Raw genomic sequence first — 15,322 nt, 5'->3', positions numbered from 1 at the left:
CCATGCCGACCGCCCTGCCCGACCGTCTCGAACCCGGCCGCAGCTACCCGCTCGGCGCGACCTGGGACGGCCTCGGGACCAACTTCGCGGTGTTTTCCGCGCACGCGCACCGGATCCAGCTGTGCGTGTTCGATCCGACCGGCCGCAGGGAACTCGCGCGCCTCGACCTGCCCGAATGCACCGACGAGGTGTGGCACGGCTACCTGCCGAACGCGCATCCGGGCACCGTGTACGGGTTCCGCGCGGACGGCCCGTACCAGCCGCAGCAAGGCCACCGCTTCAATCCGACCAAGCTGCTGCTCGACCCGTACGCGCGCAAGCTGGTCGGCCAGTTCCGCTGGTCGGACGCGCTGTTCGGCTATCGCGTGCATTCGAACCGGGCCGACCTGTCGATGGACCGCCGCGATTCGGCGCCCGCGATGCCGAAAGCCGTGGTCGTCGACGAGGCATTCGACTGGAGCAACGACCGCCGCCCGAACGTGCCGTGGCGCAGCACCGTGATCTACGAGACCCACGTGCGCGGCGCATCGATGCGCCGCGCCGGGCTGCGCCCGCCGGAGCGCGGCACGTTCGCGTCGCTCGCGCATCCGGCGTTCGTCGACCACCTGCTGTCGATCGGCGTGACGACGGTCGAGCTACTGCCGATCCACGCGTTCCTGCAGCAGCGCGAACTCGTGAAGCGCGGGCTGCGCAACTACTGGGGCTACGACACGGCCGCGTTCTTCGCGCCGGAGCCGTCGTACCTGACGACGCGGCGGCTCGACGAGATGCGCATCGCGGTGCGCCAACTGCATGCGGCCGGCATCGAGGTCGTGCTCGACGTGGTCTACAACCACACGTGCGAAGGCAACCAGCTCGGGCCCACGCTGTCGTGGCGCGGGCTCGACAACGCGAGCTATTACCGGCTGCGGCCCGACGATCCGCGTTACCACGTCGACGAAACCGGCTGCGGCAACACGCTGAACCTGTCGCATCCGCGCGTCGTGCAGATGGTGATGGATTCGCTGCGCTACTGGGCGACCGCGTTCAACATCGACGGCTTCCGCTTCGATCTCGGCGTGACGCTCGGCCGCGAGGACCACGGCTTCGAGCCCGGCGCGGGGTTCTTCGACGCGTTGCGGCAGGACCCGGTGCTCGCACAGCGCAAGCTGATCACCGAACCGTGGGATCTCGGCCCCGGCGGCTATCAGCTCGGCCGCCATCCGCCCGGCTTCGCCGAGTGGAACGACCGGTTTCGCGACACCGTGCGGCGCTTCTGGCGCGGCGACGCCGGGCAGCGTCCGGAACTGGCCGCGCGCCTGTCGGGCTCGGCCGACCTGTTCAATCACGGCCGGCGCCGTACGTGGGCGTCGATCAATTTCGTCACCGCGCACGACGGCTTCACGCTGGCCGACCTCGTGTCGTATGCGGGCAAGCACAACGACGCGAACGGCGAGGACAACCGCGACGGCCGCGACGACAACTGCAGCGCGAACTGGGGCGCGGAAGGGCCGACCGACGACGCGGCGATCCGCGACGTGCGCCGGCGCGTCGCGCGCTCGATGCTCGCGACGCTGTTTACCGCGCTCGGCACGCCGATGCTCGTGGCCGGCGACGAATTCGGCCGCACGCAGCACGGCAACAACAACGCGTATTGCCAGGATAACGAACTGTCGTGGCTCGACTGGGACCTCGCGCACAGCGAAGCCGGCGTGGAAATGACGCGTTTCGTGTCGCGGCTCGCCGCGCTGCGGCGCATGTATCCGGTGATGTCGGCGCCGCGCTATCCGTCGGGCGACCGCGACGGCGCGCCGGGCATGCGCGAGATCGGCTGGTTCGACGAACGCGGCGACGCGCTCACCGTCCCCGCGTGGGAAGACGGCGAACGCCGCGCGCTGACGATGCGGCGCGTCGGCACCGGCCGCACCGGGCGCACCGAGGCCTTGCTCGTGATGCTGAACGCGTCGGCCGACACCATCACGTTCATGCCGCCCGCGCCCGTGCTCGATTACCGGATCCTGCTCGACACCGCGAACCCCGATTCGGGCCCGCGCTCGTGGCCGGATGCCGGGCTCGACGTCGCCGCGCACGCGGCCGTGATCGCGGTCGCGGCCGTGCCACCCGACCTGTCTTCGTGAGGAGCCGCCATGACGCCCCGTTCCGCCCATTCGCCCGGCACGCACGCGTACGCGTCGTCGTTCGGCGCGACCTGCCTCGATGCGGATCGCACGCGCTTCCGGCTGTGGGCGCCCGCGAGCCGCACGGCCGCCGTCGAACTGCAGGACGCCGGCGGTCGCGCGATCGCCATGACGCCGGCCGGCGACGGCTGGTTCGAGACGATCGCGCCGTGCGGCCCCGGCACGCTGTACCGCTACCTGCTCGACGATGCGCTCGCGGTGGCCGATCCCGCGTCGCGCTTCCAGCCGTACGACGTGCTCGGCCCGAGCCAGGTGGTCGATCCGGCCGCGTACCGCTGGCGCAACGACGCGTGGCGCGGCCGCCCGTGGCACGAGACGGTGCTGTACGAGCTGCACGTCGGCGCATGCGGCGGCTACGCGGCCGTCGAGCGGCGGCTGCCGGCGATCGCCGAACTCGGCGTGACCGCGGTCGAGCTGATGCCCGTCAATGCGTTCCCCGGCGCGCGCAACTGGGGCTACGACGGCGTGCTGCCGTTCGCGCCCGACGCGTCGTACGGGCGGCCCGAGGAACTGAAATCGCTGGTCGACACCGCGCACGGGCTCGGGCTGCAGGTGTTCCTCGACGTCGTGTACAACCACTTCGGCCCCGAAGGCAACCTGCTGCCGCGCTACGCGCCCGACTTCTTCCGCGCGGACCGGCAGACCGCGTGGGGGCCGGCGATCGACTTCTCCCGCCCGCAGACGAGCACGTTCTTCATCGACAACGCGCTGTACTGGCTCGACGAATACCGCTTCGACGGGCTGCGCATCGACGCCGCGCATGCGATCGACGACGACGCGTGGCTGTGCGAACTCGCGCGCCGCGTGCGCGCCTACGCGGGCGACGCACGCCACGTGCATCTCGTGCTGGAGAACGAGCGCAATAGCGCGAGCCTGCTCGGCCCGGGCGGCTTCGACGCGCAATGGAACGACGATTTCCACAACAGCGCGCACGTGCTGCTGACCGGCGAGCGCGACGGCTATTACCGCGCGTACGCGGACGCGCCGCTGCGTCATTTCGCGCGCACGCTCGGCGAAGGCTTCGCGTACCAGGGCGAGCCGTCGCCGCTGCACGACGGCGCCGCGCGCGGCGAACCGAGCGCGCACCTGCCGCCGACCGCGTTCGTCGCGTTCCTGCAGAACCACGACCAGATCGGCAACCGCGCGTTCGGCGAACGGCTGCGCGCGCTCGCGAACGACGACGCGGTGCGCGCGGCCACCGCGCTGATGCTGCTCGCGCCGTCGATCCCGCTGCTGTTCATGGGCGAGGAAGACGGCAGCACGCAGCCGTTCCAGTTCTTCACCGACTATCGCGGCGCGCTCGCCGATGCGGTGCGCGAAGGCCGGCGTCGCGAATTCGCCGCGTTTCCCGCGTTCGCCGACGCCGCGCATCGCGACGCGATTCCCGACCCGAACGACATCGCGACGTTCGTGCGCTCGTCGTCGCACCATCCGCCCGACGAATCGTGGCCCGACGCGGCCGCGTGGCGGCGCTTCTACCGCAGCGCGCTGGCCGTGCGCGCGGCGCTCGTGACGCCGCACCTGGCCGATGCGCGCGCGCTCGGCGTCGCGCTGCTCGCGGGCGACGGCGACCCGCCCGCGCTGCTCGCGCGCTGGCGCCTCGGCGACGGCAGCACGCTGACGATCGCGCTGAATCTCGGCTCGCACGACGCGACGCTGCCCGCGCTGCCGGTCGGCAAGATCGTGTTCGAGACGCCGCCGCGCGCGCGCGACCGGCTACCCGGCGGGCACGTGCCGCCGCGCGCGTGCATCGCGTGGCGCGACGGCGCGGTCAACCACGATGCGCGGCAGCACCGCGCGAACGGACGGAGCCCGTCATGACGACCGACGTCCCGATCGCGGCGCTCGCCCGCGCGGCCGGCCTGGCACCCGACTGGACCGACGCGGGCGGCGTCGCGCGGCGCGTGGACGACGACGCGCTCGTCGCGCTCGTCGACGCGCTCGGCTGGCCGTGCGGCACCGCGATCCAGCGGGTGGACAGCGCGGCGGCGCTCGCCGATGCGAAGGCCTCCCCGCCGCGCGTCGTGACCGGCGATGCCGGCCAGCCGCTGACGCTGCCGGCGACCATCGCGGCGCCGGGCGCGCGCTTCCGGATCTCGCTCGAAACCGGCGGCCACGTGGACGGCCGCGTGAGCGGCACGGGCGAACACGGCACGCTGCCGCCGCTCGCGATGCCCGGTTATCACGCGCTCGACATCGGCGAGCAGCGCGTCGGGCTCGCGATCGCGCCGCCGCGCGCGCAGCCGTTCGACACGTTCGCCCGCCCCCACGACGCGGGCCGCCGTTGGGGCATCGCGGCGCAGCTCTACAGCCTGCGCCGCACCGGCGACGATGGCGCGGGCGACTACACGGCGCTCGCGCGGCTGGCCGCGCGGGCCGCTCGCCACGGCGCGCAAGCGGTGGCGATCAGCCCGACGCACGCCGGCTATCCGGCGCTGCCCGCGCACGACAGCCCGTATTCGCCGTCGTCGCGACGCTGGCACAACGTCGCGTATCTCGACTGCGACGCGGTGCCGGGCGCCACTGCCGCGCAGCGGGCATCCGCCGGTTCGGCCGATGCCGCGCTGATCGACTGGCCGCGCGTGCTGCCCGCGAAGCTGCGCCGTCTGCGCGCGTGCTTCGACGCATGGCGCGCCAGCGACGACCCGTCGCGCGATACGTTCCAGCGTTTTCGTGCGGCGGGCGGCGCGGCGCTCGACGCGCATGCGCGCTTCGATGCGTTGCAGGCGTTCTGCATCGAGCACGGGATCGGCGCGGACTGGCGGCAATGGCCCGTGCAATGGCGCATCCCGGGATCGGCGGAAGTCGACGCGTTCGCGCACGCGCATGCCGACACGATCGCGTTCCACACGTTCCTGCAATGGTGCGCGTCGCGCGCGCTCGGCGACGCGCAGCACGCGGCGCGCGGCGCGGGCATGGCGACCGGCCTGATCGCCGATCTCGCCGTCGGCTCCGATCAGTCCGGCAGCGACGCGTGGGCGCACGGCACGACGCTGCTGCGCGGCGTATCGCTCGGCGCGCCGCCCGACCTGTTCAATGCGGCCGGCCAGGCCTGGGGCGTGACGACGTGGACGCCCGACGCGCTGCGCGCGGACGGCTTCATGCCGTTCATCGAGCTGCTGCGCGCGGCGTTCGCGCACGCGGGCGGCATCCGCATCGATCACGTGCTCGGCTTCGCGCGGATGTGGATCGTGCCGGACGGCGGCTCGCCGCGCAGCGGCGCGTACCTGCGCTATCCGCTCGACGATCTGGTGCGGCTCGTCGCGCTGGAAGCGGCCCGCCATCGCGCGATCGCGATCGGCGAGGATCTCGGCACCGTGCCGGCCGGCTTGCGCGAACGGCTCGGCGCGCAAGGGGTCGCGGGGATGCGCGTGCTGTGGTTCGAGCGCGACGCGAACGGCGCGTTCCGGCCGCCGTCCGCGTGGGATCGCGAGGCGATCGCGATGACCTCGACGCACGATCTGCCGACCGTGGCCGGCTGGTGGCGCGGCGTCGATCTCGGGTGGCGGCGCGTCGCGGCCGACGCCGAAGCCGCGAAGCGGCGCGACGAAGCGCAACCACCGCACGATGTCGCCGCCCCGGCGCCGGACGATGCGAGCACGCACGATTCGGACGAGATCGTGCAAAGCATGGCGTACGGCCACGACACCGTGCAGCGCCCCGATTCGAATCGCTCGACGCCCGCGCCGCCTCCGGAACTGCTCGCCGCTCACAGGGAACGCGCCACCGAGCGCGCGGCGCTGTGGCACGCGCTGCAGCACGCAGGCTGCGCGCCGGCCGGCGCCGCGGTGCCGCCGGCCGACATGCCGCCGGTGAACGCGATCCTGGCCTACGTCGCGAGCAGCCCGTCGCCGCTCGCGCTGCTGCCGCTCGAGGATCTGCTCGCGCTCGACGCGCAGCCGAACCTGCCGGGGCCGCCATGCGGCCATCCGAACTGGCGGCAGCGGCTGCCGCGCCCGATCGACACGCTGTTCGACGCCGACGTGCGCACGCGCATCGCCGCCGTCGTGCAGGCGCGCCGCGCGCAGGGGCACCGCCCATGACCCCACGCGCGACGCTGCGACTGCAGCTGCATGCGGGCTTCACGTTCGACGACGCGGCCGCGCACGCCGACTACTTCGCGCGGCTCGGCGTGAGTCACCTGTACCTGTCGCCGGTGTCGACGGCCGAGCCCGGCTCGCTGCACGGCTACGACACCGTCGACTACGGCGCGCTCGGCGCGGAACTCGGCGGCGAAGCCGGCTTCATCCGGCTCGTCGACGCGCTGCGCGCGCGCGGCCTCGGCATCGTCATCGACATCGTGCCGAACCACATGGGCGTCGGCGGCTCGTCGAACGGCTGGTGGAACGACGTGCTCGAATGGGGGCCGGCCAGCCCGTACGCGCGCTATTTCGACATCGACTGGCATCCGCCCGACCCGGCGCTCGACGGCAAGGTGCTCTTGCCGTGCCTCGGCGCGCCGTACGGCGAGGCGCTCGCGGCCGGCGACATCACGCTGCGCGCCGATCCGGCCGCGGGCCGCTTCTATATCGCGTGCCCGGGGCGGCGGCTGCCGGTCGCCGCCGCCACCTACGCGGAAATCCTGCGCATCGCGAATCGCGCGGACCTGAACGCGCTCGCCGAGCGCTTCGACGTCGCGCCGATCCGCGACAGCGCGCGGCTGGCCGCCGCCCATGCGGCGCTGCGCGACCATGCGGCCGCGCACGGCCCGCATGCGCTCGACGCGGTGTTGCGCGGCGCCGATCCGCGCCGCGCACGCTCGCGCGCGTGCCTGCACCGGCTGCTCGAACGCCAGCACTACCGGCTCGCCTGGTGGCGCACGGCGGCCGACGAGCTGAACTGGCGGCGCTTCTTCGACATCGCGACGCTTGCGGGCGTGCGCGTCGAAGACGAGGCGGTGTTCGACGCCGTGCATGCGCTGCCGCTGCGGCTGCACGCGGCCGGACTCGTCGACGGCGTGCGCGTCGATCACGTCGACGGCCTCGCCGATCCCGGCGCGTATTGCCGCCGGCTGCACGCGCGGCTCGCCGCGCAGCGCGACGCGCGACCCTACGTCGTCGTCGAGAAGATCCTCGCGCCCGGCGAAGCGCTGCGCACCGACTGGGCCGTCGACGGCACCACCGGCTACGACTTCATGAACGACGTCGGCGCGCTGCTGCACGACCCGGCCGGCGCCGAACCGCTCGCCGCGCACTGGGCGGCCATATCAGGTTCGGCGCGCACGTTCGCGCAGGAAGCGGTCGACGGCAAGCGGCGCGTGCTGATGCGCCAGCTCGCCGTCGAGCATGCGCGCGTCGCGCGGTTGCTGCACGGCATCGCGCGAGCGTCGCCCGCGACGCGCGACATCAGCCTGATCGCGATCCGGCGCGTGCTGGGCGAGCTCGCGGTGCGGCTACCCGTGTACCGGATGTATCCGGCGCCGGGCGTCGAACCGGCCGACGCCGACCGGCGCGTGCTCGCGCATGCGTACGACGGTGCGTATGCGGCGGTCGATCCGACCGACCGCTTCGCGCTCGAGCGTGTCGCCGCGTGGCTCGGCTTGCCGGTCGTGCGGGTGCCGCGCGTGGACGCCGATGCGCTGGCCGCGGCGCGGGTCGCGTTCGCGCAGCTCACCGCGCCTCTGGCCGCGAAAGGCGTCGAGGACACGGCCAACTATCGTTACGGGCGGCTGCTGTCGCGCAACGAGGTGGGCGCCGATGCCGGCGACTTCAGCCTGTCGCGCGGCGCGTTCCATGCGCGCAACCGGCGCCGCGCGCGCACCGTGCCGCACGGGCTCGTCGCGACGGCCACGCACGACCACAAGCGCGGCGAGGACGCGCGGGCGCGGCTCGCGGTGTTGAGCGAGGTGCCCGATGCGTGGCGCGCGGTGTCGCTCGACTGGTCGGCGCTGAATCTGCCGCATCGCGGCGGTGCGCACCGCGACCTCGCGTGGACGCCGGGGCCGGCCGCCGAGGCGATGCTGGTCCAGACGCTCGTCGGCTGCTGGCCGCCGACGCTCGCTCCCGACGACGCGGCCGGCCTCGACGCGCTCGCGACGCGCGTCGTGCAATGGCAGACGAAGGCGCTGCGCGAAGCGAAGCAGTACACCGACTGGCTCGCGCCCGAGCCGGACTACGAGCACGGCTGCGAAGCGTTCGTCCGCGCGATCCTGACACCGCGCGGCGCGGGCGATTTTGCGCATCGGCTGCATGCGTTCGTCGCACGGATCGCGCCGGCCGGCGTCGTCAACAGCCTGACGCAAACGGCGCTGCGGATCGCGTCGCCCGGCATGCCCGATCTCTATCAAGGTACCGAGTCGTGGGATCACTCGCTCGTCGATCCGGACAACCGGCGCGACGTGCCGTTCGCGACGCTGGCGGCTGAATCGGTCGATGGGCCGGTTGCGTCGTATCTGCCGACGTGGCCCGATGCGCGCGTGAAGCGCGCGCTGATCGAACGGATGCTGGCGCTGCGTGCGCGATGGCCCGCGACGTTTGCGGACGGCGCTTACGTTCCGCTGCGGGTGCGTGGCCCGCTTGCGCGGCACGTGGTGGCGTTCGCGCGGTGCGACGACGCGGCTACCGTGGTGGTGGTCACGACGCGGCTCGCGTGCCGGTTGCTCGGCCAAGCGCCCGCGTTGCCGCGCGTGGAGCCTGCGCGATGGGGAGATACGGCGGTCGTGCTGCCGCGCGACGTGGAAGGGCCGTGGATCGACTGGCTGAATGCGGGCGACGCGATCGATGCGCCGGAAGGAGTGCTGGCGCTCGATCGCTGTCTGGCAGAGTTGCCTGTGGCGGTGCTGGTCGCGGCGCGGAGGGGAAATTGAAGCCGATGTCCGAGCGGCATTAGCGACGCGGGAAGTGGGACACGGACGCGATCGAGGCTGCTGAAGGGAAGTGATCGTATTTGGCAAGCCCGGTCGGCGACGCGACCGGGCTTTTTCATTGGCGGAAATATAAGTACGCCGCGCGGGATTTTTCGAGCGACCTATTTATCGTGCGAGCCGCGGATTTATCGCGTGCGGCCTCGTCACGACCACTCTTCCGGCGGCATCTCGCCGCGGTCATCTTCCCACAGCGGTTTCGCCGTCTCCTCTCCACGGCTCGGCGTCACGGGCCCGTTGCCGCTTGCACGAGTGTCACCACGCTCGCCGCGCCGCGCCCCGTCGCGCGTCGTCGCCGCACGCGGCCGTGTTCGCGTACGCGTCGGCGTCACGGTCCGCTGCCCGTCGCGACGACGCTCGTCCGTCGTTCCCGCATCGTTCGTCTGTCGTGGGTTCGAAGCTGTAGCCATTTTTCTCTCCTGAGTCATCGAAGGAAACCCGTTGCCCGAGCGCCGCAATTTCGGTGCCGCGCGCCGGGCAAGCGTCTTGCTCCATCGCTTCGCCCCCTAACCATTCCGGAGGAGACGATGCCGACGAATCGCAACGCGCCGCCCGCCACACGCCGCCGCCTCGGCGAATGGATGGCCAGCGAGGAAGCGCACATGGCCGCGTTCCGCGAAAAAATCGCGAACGAAGCGCGCGCGCATGCCGGCGAGCAACTGCGCACGCCGGCCGTGCAGGAACTCGCGCGGCTGTTCGACGACAACGCCGTGTTGCGCATGAGCGTGACGCGCGCGATCGACGAGGCGCGCGAAGCGGGATACCGGCTCGGCTACGCGTCGATCGGGGAACTGATGACCGTGCTCGACCATCTGATGACCTACACGCCGCCGTTCAGCGAGGAAAGCCTGATCGTGTGCCCGCTGAACGCATTCTTCGACTGGCCGATGTGCATGCCGTCGGGCCACGCGGTGTTTCGCGACGCGTCCGTCAATGCGCAGTTGAAGCGCGTATTGAATGCGTGGTGCGACTTCCTCGGCGGCCCGCATTCGCGTGCGCATCTCGACACGTCGCCGCCCGACGGCTGGTTCTGCGACGAAGCCCGCAAGCGCCTCGGGCTGTCGCAGTTCCAGTATCGCGAAGACCAGCCCCACTGGGGCTTCGATTCGTGGAACGACTTCTTCACGCGGCGCTTTCGCGACGGTGCGCGGCCCGTCGCGGCGCCCGACGATCCCCACGTGATCGTCAGCGCGTGCGAGGCCGCGCCGTATCACACCGAAACGAACGTGAAGCTGCGCGACACGTTCTGGATCAAATCGCAGCCGTACTCGCTGCGCGACCTGTTCACGCCTGCGTGGCTGTCGCTCGCCGAGCGCTTCGTCGGCGGCGACGTCTACCAGGCCTACCTCAGCGCGTACAACTACCATCGCTGGCATGCGCCGGTGCGCGGCGTGGTCACGCACGCGTATCGCGTCGACGGCGCCTATTACTCGGTCGCCGAAGCGGAAGGCCCGGACCCGGCCGGGCTCAACGACTCGCAGGGCTACATGACGGCGGTCGCCGCGCGTGCGGTGGTCGCGATCTCCAGCGACGATCCCGGCATCGGCACGGTGGCCGCCGTGTTCGTCGGGATGGGCGACGTGTCGTCGTGCGTGATCGACGTCATGCCGGGGCAGCGCGTCGACAAGGGCGACGAGATCGGCTATTTCCAGTTCGGCGGCTCGACCTACTGTCTGCTGTTCGAGGCCGGCGTGATCGACCGCTTCCTGTACGCGCCGCCGTTCGACGGCCAGCCGCCGGTCGTGCAGGTCAATGCGCCCGTCGCGATCGCACGCTGAGCGCCGCGGGCGGCCCGGTGCGTCACGCTTCCGCTTCCGTTGCGTCGGACCGGGCCCCGTCGTGCCGCTGCACGCTGTGCAGGACCGACAGGCCGTCGGCGGTCAGCGCGGGCCGGTGTTGGCCGGACGCATCGTCGCGCTCCATCACGATCAGGTGTCGTTCGACGAGCGCGACGATGTCGTCGCGGTCGAGTTGAATCTGTTCCGGTGCGCGATGCACCAGGAACAGTGCGGCGAATTCATGGGCGGTCAGCATGCTCGTTTCCCCGTTGGCGGCTACGCGCGACGCGACACCGGCGTCGCATCGGCCAGCGGCGCGTATCGTGCGCCGGCAACGTCATGGACATGCAGGGAGCGTGCCAACCGGTGTCGTTCAATCGGTGGCCGTGCAGTGCGCGCGCCGCGCGATGTGGCACCACGCGAACGCGTTCGAGCCGCTGCAAAGTTTTCAACGGCATGTAATCGGTAACGGCAGGGCAACGGCGGACACGGGAGACGTCCGGTGAAACCGGCCTGGGGCCGACCCGTCACAGCCCGGGATCGCGAGACGAAATGCGGCCCGCTCAGGGTTCCCGCGAGCGAAACAATCCCGCCCGCGCCGCGCCGGCCGGCGCACGGAAATACCCGCTGTGCAGCACCACGTCGTGGTTGCCGCTCGCCAGCACGTCCGCGCATGCGGCTTCGATCCGCGCACGGCCCTGCTCGAACGCGTCGCGCAAATCGGCCTCCAGCGCGGAGCGCGCGCCGAAATGATCTTCCAGCGCCTCCACCGTGATCGCGCACGCCTGCGGCGCCCCGTCGACGTCGACGACGAAGCGCAACTGCAGCGCCGCGCCGTCGAACGTGGGCGGTTGGTCGGTCAGCGTCACGGCGCGCGGGGAATCGGCCGGCATCGCTCATGCCCTCCGCGCCGCGAGACGCTCGACCAGCGCGCCGTTGAACGCGGGCAGATCGGCCGGCTTGCGGCTCGTGATCAGGTTGCCGTCGCGCACGACTTCCTCGTCCACCCACTTGCCGCCCGCGTGCCGGATGTCGTCCTGCAGGCTCGGCCAGCTCGTCATCGTCTTGCCCTCGACCAGCCCGGCCGATACCAGCAGCCAGCCGCCGTGGCAGATTGCCGCGACCGGCTTGCCGGCGCCGACGGCCGCCGTCACGAATTCGCGCGCGGCCGGCACCATCCGGATCGCATCGCCGTTGATGACGCCGCCCGGCAGCACGACCGCGTCGTAGTCGCCTTCGCGCGCATCGTCGAACGTGCGATCGACCTTCACGCGCTCGCCCTTGTCGACGTGCCGGAAACCCTGGATCTCGCCGCGCTTCTGCGAAATCACGTCCACCTGCGCGCCTTCGGCCGCGAGCGCGCGCTGCGGTTCGACGAGTTCGGCTTCCTCGAAGCCGTCGACCGCGAGAATCGCTATCTTGCAATGATCCAGCCTGCCGCTCATGAGTGCCTCCGTGGATGGGAATAAGGTGGGACGGCACACGCCGTGCCGTTTCCCGTCGTGCAGCAATCGCCATTCCGCCCGCCAGCGCCGCGGCCCACCGGCCTCGTCGCTTCGTGCGCAATGCGGGACAACGGGGAACGACCCGCGATCGACGGCGGCCATCCACGCAGGGGAGGACCGACCGCCGCCCGTCGCCGCGCCCGGCTGCAAAGATTTCAACGGGATGTAACGGGACGCCGTGGCGACGCCGTACGTCGATCCGGCGCGATTACTGCAGATGACGTGCGGCGTCGAGCATCGCGTCGGTCAGCTCGACCGTCAGCGTCAGGTTTTCGTCGGTATCGGGCAACTGTTCGAGCGTCTGCTGCACGGCGTCGTGCAGCATCGCGTGCACGCGCATCCGCGCGCCGTCGTCGAGATCCGCGTAGCGCTCCATCGTCGAGCATTCGAGCGCGAGCACGACCGAATGCCGGGCCGCCTCGGGCGGCGCCTCGACGGCGTTCGCCCACGCCGCATGGAACATGACCCTGCCCGTTTCGACGTCCACGTGAACCGTCGTGTCGAGATCGTCCACGTCGGTTGCGTCGCCGTCGATCTCGTCGTTCTCCAGGAAAATCCGGGAATTCGATTGCATGATGTCCTCCTGCGTGGTGGCGGCGGGCCCGTCCCGGGAAACCGCGCCGCCATCGCACCGTGCCGGCCGCGCCGGCACGGTGCCGTCAATAACCGCTGGAACCGCCGCCCGTCCCGCCGGCCCCGCCGCCGCCCGTGCCCGTCGAGCCCGCCGAACCGCCGTTGCCGGCGCCCGTGCCGCCCGACCCGCCGGCCCCGCCCGACCCGCCGCCGACCCCGCCGCCCATGCCTCCGCTACCGCCCTGGCCGGCGCCGTTCGGGCCGCCGCCCGGCTTCACGTGGCCTGCCGCCCCGCTGTGCGAACGCATCCCGTGCTTCGCCCCATGCCGTTGCGTGCCCGCCGGCGGAGGCGGCGCGGTCGTATTGCCGTTGGTGCCCGGCGTCGACATGTCCATCGACGGATTCGGCGCACCGGTGCCCTCGTCCGAGCGCTGCGAATTCTGCGCCCATGCAGCCGGCGCGGCCGCGACGATCGCGACGGCCGCGCAGGCCAGCACGCGCCGCGCGACGAACTTCGATTCGAATGCTGCTGACTTCATGGCGTTTTCTCCCTATGGGTGATGGCGTGATGGAAATTCCTGCTCCGATCCTTCAGCAAGGCCCATGCCGTCACCGGCCACGTTCGCGACGCGGCACGCGATTTGCGGCCCCTCTGTTCGCACGCCCCTTCTGTCATCCCATACGGAGCCCTTGCCTTATGCCTTCCGCTTCTGCTTCCGCTTCCCACGCTCACGGCAAGCGCCACACGCGCCGCCCGGGCCGCGCGCGCAGCGCCGACCCGGCCCACCGCAAGCGCTGGTCCGGCGAAGTCACGCAAAAAAGCGATGCGCTCGACATCGAGCCCGACATCTTCAAATCCGACGATCCGGCCGAGATCGCGGCGTCGCTGAAGCACTCGGCCGAACACAGCCGCCGCCGCAAGGCGTCGCCGTTCCAGTCGGCGATGTCGATGCTGAACTTCTACGTGAACCGCGCGGGCCGCAACCTGCCGAAGACGCGCCGTACGACGCTCGAACGCGCGAAGCGGAAACTGCGCGAAGCCTTCGGCCGCAAGCCCTGACGGCTGGCGCGCCGCCCGTCTCCCTCCGCTGCGATTCCCACGCATGCACGAAACCCTCTGGTATCTGATCGTTGGCGCGGTGCTGCTGGGCATGGGCGTCGTGACGTCCGCGCTGCGTCACCTGCCATGCAGCTCCGCGATGATTTACCTGGTGATCGGCGTCGCGCTCGGCCCGGCCGGCGCCGGCCTGCTGCATCTCGACCTCGAACGTGACGGGCAGCTGCTGCGCGAGATCGTCGAGGTCGCGCTGCTCGTGTCGCTGTTCGCGATCGGGCTGCGGCTGCGCGTGCCGCTGTCCGACAAGCTGTGGCTCGTACCGTGCCGGCTCGGACTGCTCGCGATGATCGTCACCGTGCCGCTGCTCGCCGCGTGCGCGGTGCTCGCGCTGGGTCTCGGCTGGGGTCCCGCGCTGCTGCTCGCGGCGCTCCTCGCGCCGACCGACCCGGTGCTCGCGCACGACGTGCAGGTGCACGATCCCGGCGATCGCGACCTGGTGCGCTTCGCGTTGTCCGGCGAAGGCGGGATGAACGACGGCATCGCGCTGCCGTTCGCGCTCGCGGGGCTCGCGCTGTGCGGCGCGCCGGGCGCGACGTACGGCATCCCGCCGCTGTCCGGCACGTTCGCGCTCGTCGCGCTGTGGGGCATCGCGGGCGCGGTCGCGATCGGCGGCGGGCTCGGCTGGGTCACGACGAAGACGATCGGCTGGCTGCGCACGCGGCACGCGCAGGCGCTGGGCCTCGAAGGCTTCTTCGCGCTCGCGCTGATCGTGCTGTCGTTCGGCGCCGCGCAGCTCGCGCACACGTTCGGCTTCATCGCGACGTTCGCGGCCGGCGTCGCGATGCGGCGCGTCGAGCATCGGGCGAGCGGCGACCGGCCGCCGCGCGAAGTGATCGGCCAGATCGATTCGGAAGACGTGGTCGCCACCGAGAAGCATCCGGAAAAAGCGCATGCGTTCATGGCCGAATCGGTGCTGGGCTTCACGATCGAGCTCGAACGGATCGCCGAAGCGGTCGTGATGACGATGATCGGCAGCGTGCTCGCGACGCTGCCCGGCCCGCTGCTCACGTGGGGCGCCCTCGCGCTGGCCGCCGCGCTGTTCGTCGCCGTGCGTCCGCTCGCGGTGCTGGTCACGCTCACCGGCTCGCGCGCGACGCATGCGCAGCGGCGGCTGATGGCGTGGTTCGGCATCCGCGGGATCGGCTCGTTCTACTACCTGCTGTTCGCGCTCGAGCACGGGCCGTCCGAAGTGGTGCGCCCGCTTGCGGCGCCGGTGCTGGCCGTGGTATCAGCGTCGGTGGTCGCGCACGGAATCTCCGCGACGCCGCTGATGAACTGGTATTACCGGCTGCAGCAGCGTCGGCGCTGAC

The 15,322-nt window shown here is 71.7% G+C and carries 12 protein-coding genes; 7 read left to right on the top strand and 5 right to left on the bottom strand.

Annotated elements, in window-relative coordinates:
• Window positions 1–2 precede the first annotated feature (2 nt).
• The 5 genes from glgX (at window position 3) to CFB89_RS30620 (ending at window position 10,817) form a co-directional block, all read left to right on the top strand.
• A complete protein-coding gene (gene glgX, locus CFB89_RS30645; RefSeq protein ID WP_089471229.1) occupies window positions 3–2,117 on the top strand; it encodes a glycogen debranching protein GlgX in 2,115 nt (704 codons plus the stop codon).
• A gap of 9 nt (window positions 2,118–2,126) precedes the next feature.
• Entirely contained in the window at window positions 2,127–3,998 is a 1,872-nt protein-coding gene (gene treZ, locus CFB89_RS30640) for a malto-oligosyltrehalose trehalohydrolase (protein WP_089471228.1), read from the top strand.
• The gene (gene malQ / locus CFB89_RS30635; protein ID WP_089471227.1) at window positions 3,995–6,220 is read left to right on the top strand and encodes a 4-alpha-glucanotransferase; all 2,226 of its coding nucleotides are present in this window, start codon (window positions 3,995–3,997) and stop codon (window positions 6,218–6,220) included. Before treZ ends, malQ begins: the two co-directional genes overlap by 4 nt.
• Window positions 6,217–8,982, top strand: a complete 2,766-nt coding sequence (treY, locus tag CFB89_RS30630; RefSeq protein WP_089471226.1) for a malto-oligosyltrehalose synthase — start codon at window positions 6,217–6,219, stop codon at window positions 8,980–8,982. Before malQ ends, treY begins: the two co-directional genes overlap by 4 nt.
• Window positions 8,983–9,566: 584 nt before the next feature.
• Entirely contained in the window at window positions 9,567–10,817 is a 1,251-nt protein-coding gene (locus CFB89_RS30620; protein WP_089471224.1) for a phosphatidylserine decarboxylase family protein, read from the top strand.
• Between the two features lie 22 nt (window positions 10,818–10,839).
• Here CFB89_RS30620 and CFB89_RS30615 read toward each other — a convergent pair whose 3' ends face one another.
• From CFB89_RS30615 to CFB89_RS30595, 5 genes are all read right to left on the bottom strand, one after another.
• Entirely contained in the window at window positions 10,840–11,073 is a 234-nt protein-coding gene (locus tag CFB89_RS30615; protein WP_089471223.1) for a hypothetical protein, read from the bottom strand.
• 307 nt (window positions 11,074–11,380) lie between these two features.
• Window positions 11,381–11,710, bottom strand: coding sequence for a DUF1488 domain-containing protein (locus CFB89_RS30610; protein WP_089471222.1), 330 nt, complete (start codon window positions 11,708–11,710; stop codon window positions 11,381–11,383).
• 3 nt (window positions 11,711–11,713) lie between these two features.
• A complete protein-coding gene (locus CFB89_RS30605; protein WP_089471221.1) occupies window positions 11,714–12,262 on the bottom strand; it encodes a type 1 glutamine amidotransferase domain-containing protein in 549 nt (182 codons plus the stop codon).
• Between the two features lie 268 nt (window positions 12,263–12,530).
• Window positions 12,531–12,896, bottom strand: coding sequence for a DUF3022 domain-containing protein (locus CFB89_RS30600; RefSeq protein ID WP_089471694.1), 366 nt, complete (start codon window positions 12,894–12,896; stop codon window positions 12,531–12,533).
• Between the two features lie 85 nt (window positions 12,897–12,981).
• Window positions 12,982–13,434: a hypothetical protein gene (locus CFB89_RS30595; RefSeq protein WP_089471220.1), complete on the bottom strand. Its 453-nt coding sequence runs from the start codon at window positions 13,432–13,434 to the stop codon at window positions 12,982–12,984.
• Between the two features lie 158 nt (window positions 13,435–13,592).
• Here CFB89_RS30595 and CFB89_RS30590 point away from each other — a divergent pair, with 158 nt between their 5' ends.
• Both CFB89_RS30590 and CFB89_RS30585 read left to right on the top strand, forming a co-directional pair.
• The gene (locus CFB89_RS30590; protein WP_089471219.1) at window positions 13,593–13,955 is read left to right on the top strand and encodes a DUF3175 domain-containing protein; all 363 of its coding nucleotides are present in this window, start codon (window positions 13,593–13,595) and stop codon (window positions 13,953–13,955) included.
• A gap of 43 nt (window positions 13,956–13,998) precedes the next feature.
• A complete protein-coding gene (locus CFB89_RS30585; RefSeq protein ID WP_089471218.1) occupies window positions 13,999–15,321 on the top strand; it encodes a cation:proton antiporter in 1,323 nt (440 codons plus the stop codon).
• Window position 15,322: the final 1 nt, after the last annotated feature.

This window comes from Burkholderia sp. AU16741, assembly GCF_002223345.1.
Lineage (GTDB): Bacteria > Pseudomonadota > Gammaproteobacteria > Burkholderiales > Burkholderiaceae > Burkholderia > Burkholderia sola.
This window is presented reverse-complemented; position numbering and strand designations above follow the sequence as displayed.

Excerpts from the sequence above, each read along its gene's own strand:
- glgX (WP_089471229.1), top strand. The coding sequence starts at position 3 with ATGCCGACCGCCCTGCCCGACCGTCTCGAACCCGGCCGCAGCTACCCG.
- treZ (WP_089471228.1), top strand. The coding sequence starts at position 2,127 with ATGACGCCCCGTTCCGCCCATTCGCCCGGCACGCACGCGTACGCGTCG.
- malQ (WP_089471227.1), top strand. The coding sequence starts at position 3,995 with ATGACGACCGACGTCCCGATCGCGGCGCTCGCCCGCGCGGCCGGCCTG.
- treY (WP_089471226.1), top strand. The coding sequence starts at position 6,217 with ATGACCCCACGCGCGACGCTGCGACTGCAGCTGCATGCGGGCTTCACG.
- CFB89_RS30620 (WP_089471224.1), top strand. The coding sequence starts at position 9,567 with ATGCCGACGAATCGCAACGCGCCGCCCGCCACACGCCGCCGCCTCGGC.
- CFB89_RS30615 (WP_089471223.1), bottom strand. The coding sequence starts at position 11,073 with ATGCTGACCGCCCATGAATTCGCCGCACTGTTCCTGGTGCATCGCGCA.
- CFB89_RS30610 (WP_089471222.1), bottom strand. The coding sequence starts at position 11,710 with ATGCCGGCCGATTCCCCGCGCGCCGTGACGCTGACCGACCAACCGCCC.
- CFB89_RS30605 (WP_089471221.1), bottom strand. The coding sequence starts at position 12,262 with ATGAGCGGCAGGCTGGATCATTGCAAGATAGCGATTCTCGCGGTCGAC.
- CFB89_RS30600 (WP_089471694.1), bottom strand. The coding sequence starts at position 12,896 with ATGCAATCGAATTCCCGGATTTTCCTGGAGAACGACGAGATCGACGGC.
- CFB89_RS30595 (WP_089471220.1), bottom strand. The coding sequence starts at position 13,434 with ATGAAGTCAGCAGCATTCGAATCGAAGTTCGTCGCGCGGCGCGTGCTG.
- CFB89_RS30590 (WP_089471219.1), top strand. The coding sequence starts at position 13,593 with ATGCCTTCCGCTTCTGCTTCCGCTTCCCACGCTCACGGCAAGCGCCAC.
- CFB89_RS30585 (WP_089471218.1), top strand. The coding sequence starts at position 13,999 with ATGCACGAAACCCTCTGGTATCTGATCGTTGGCGCGGTGCTGCTGGGC.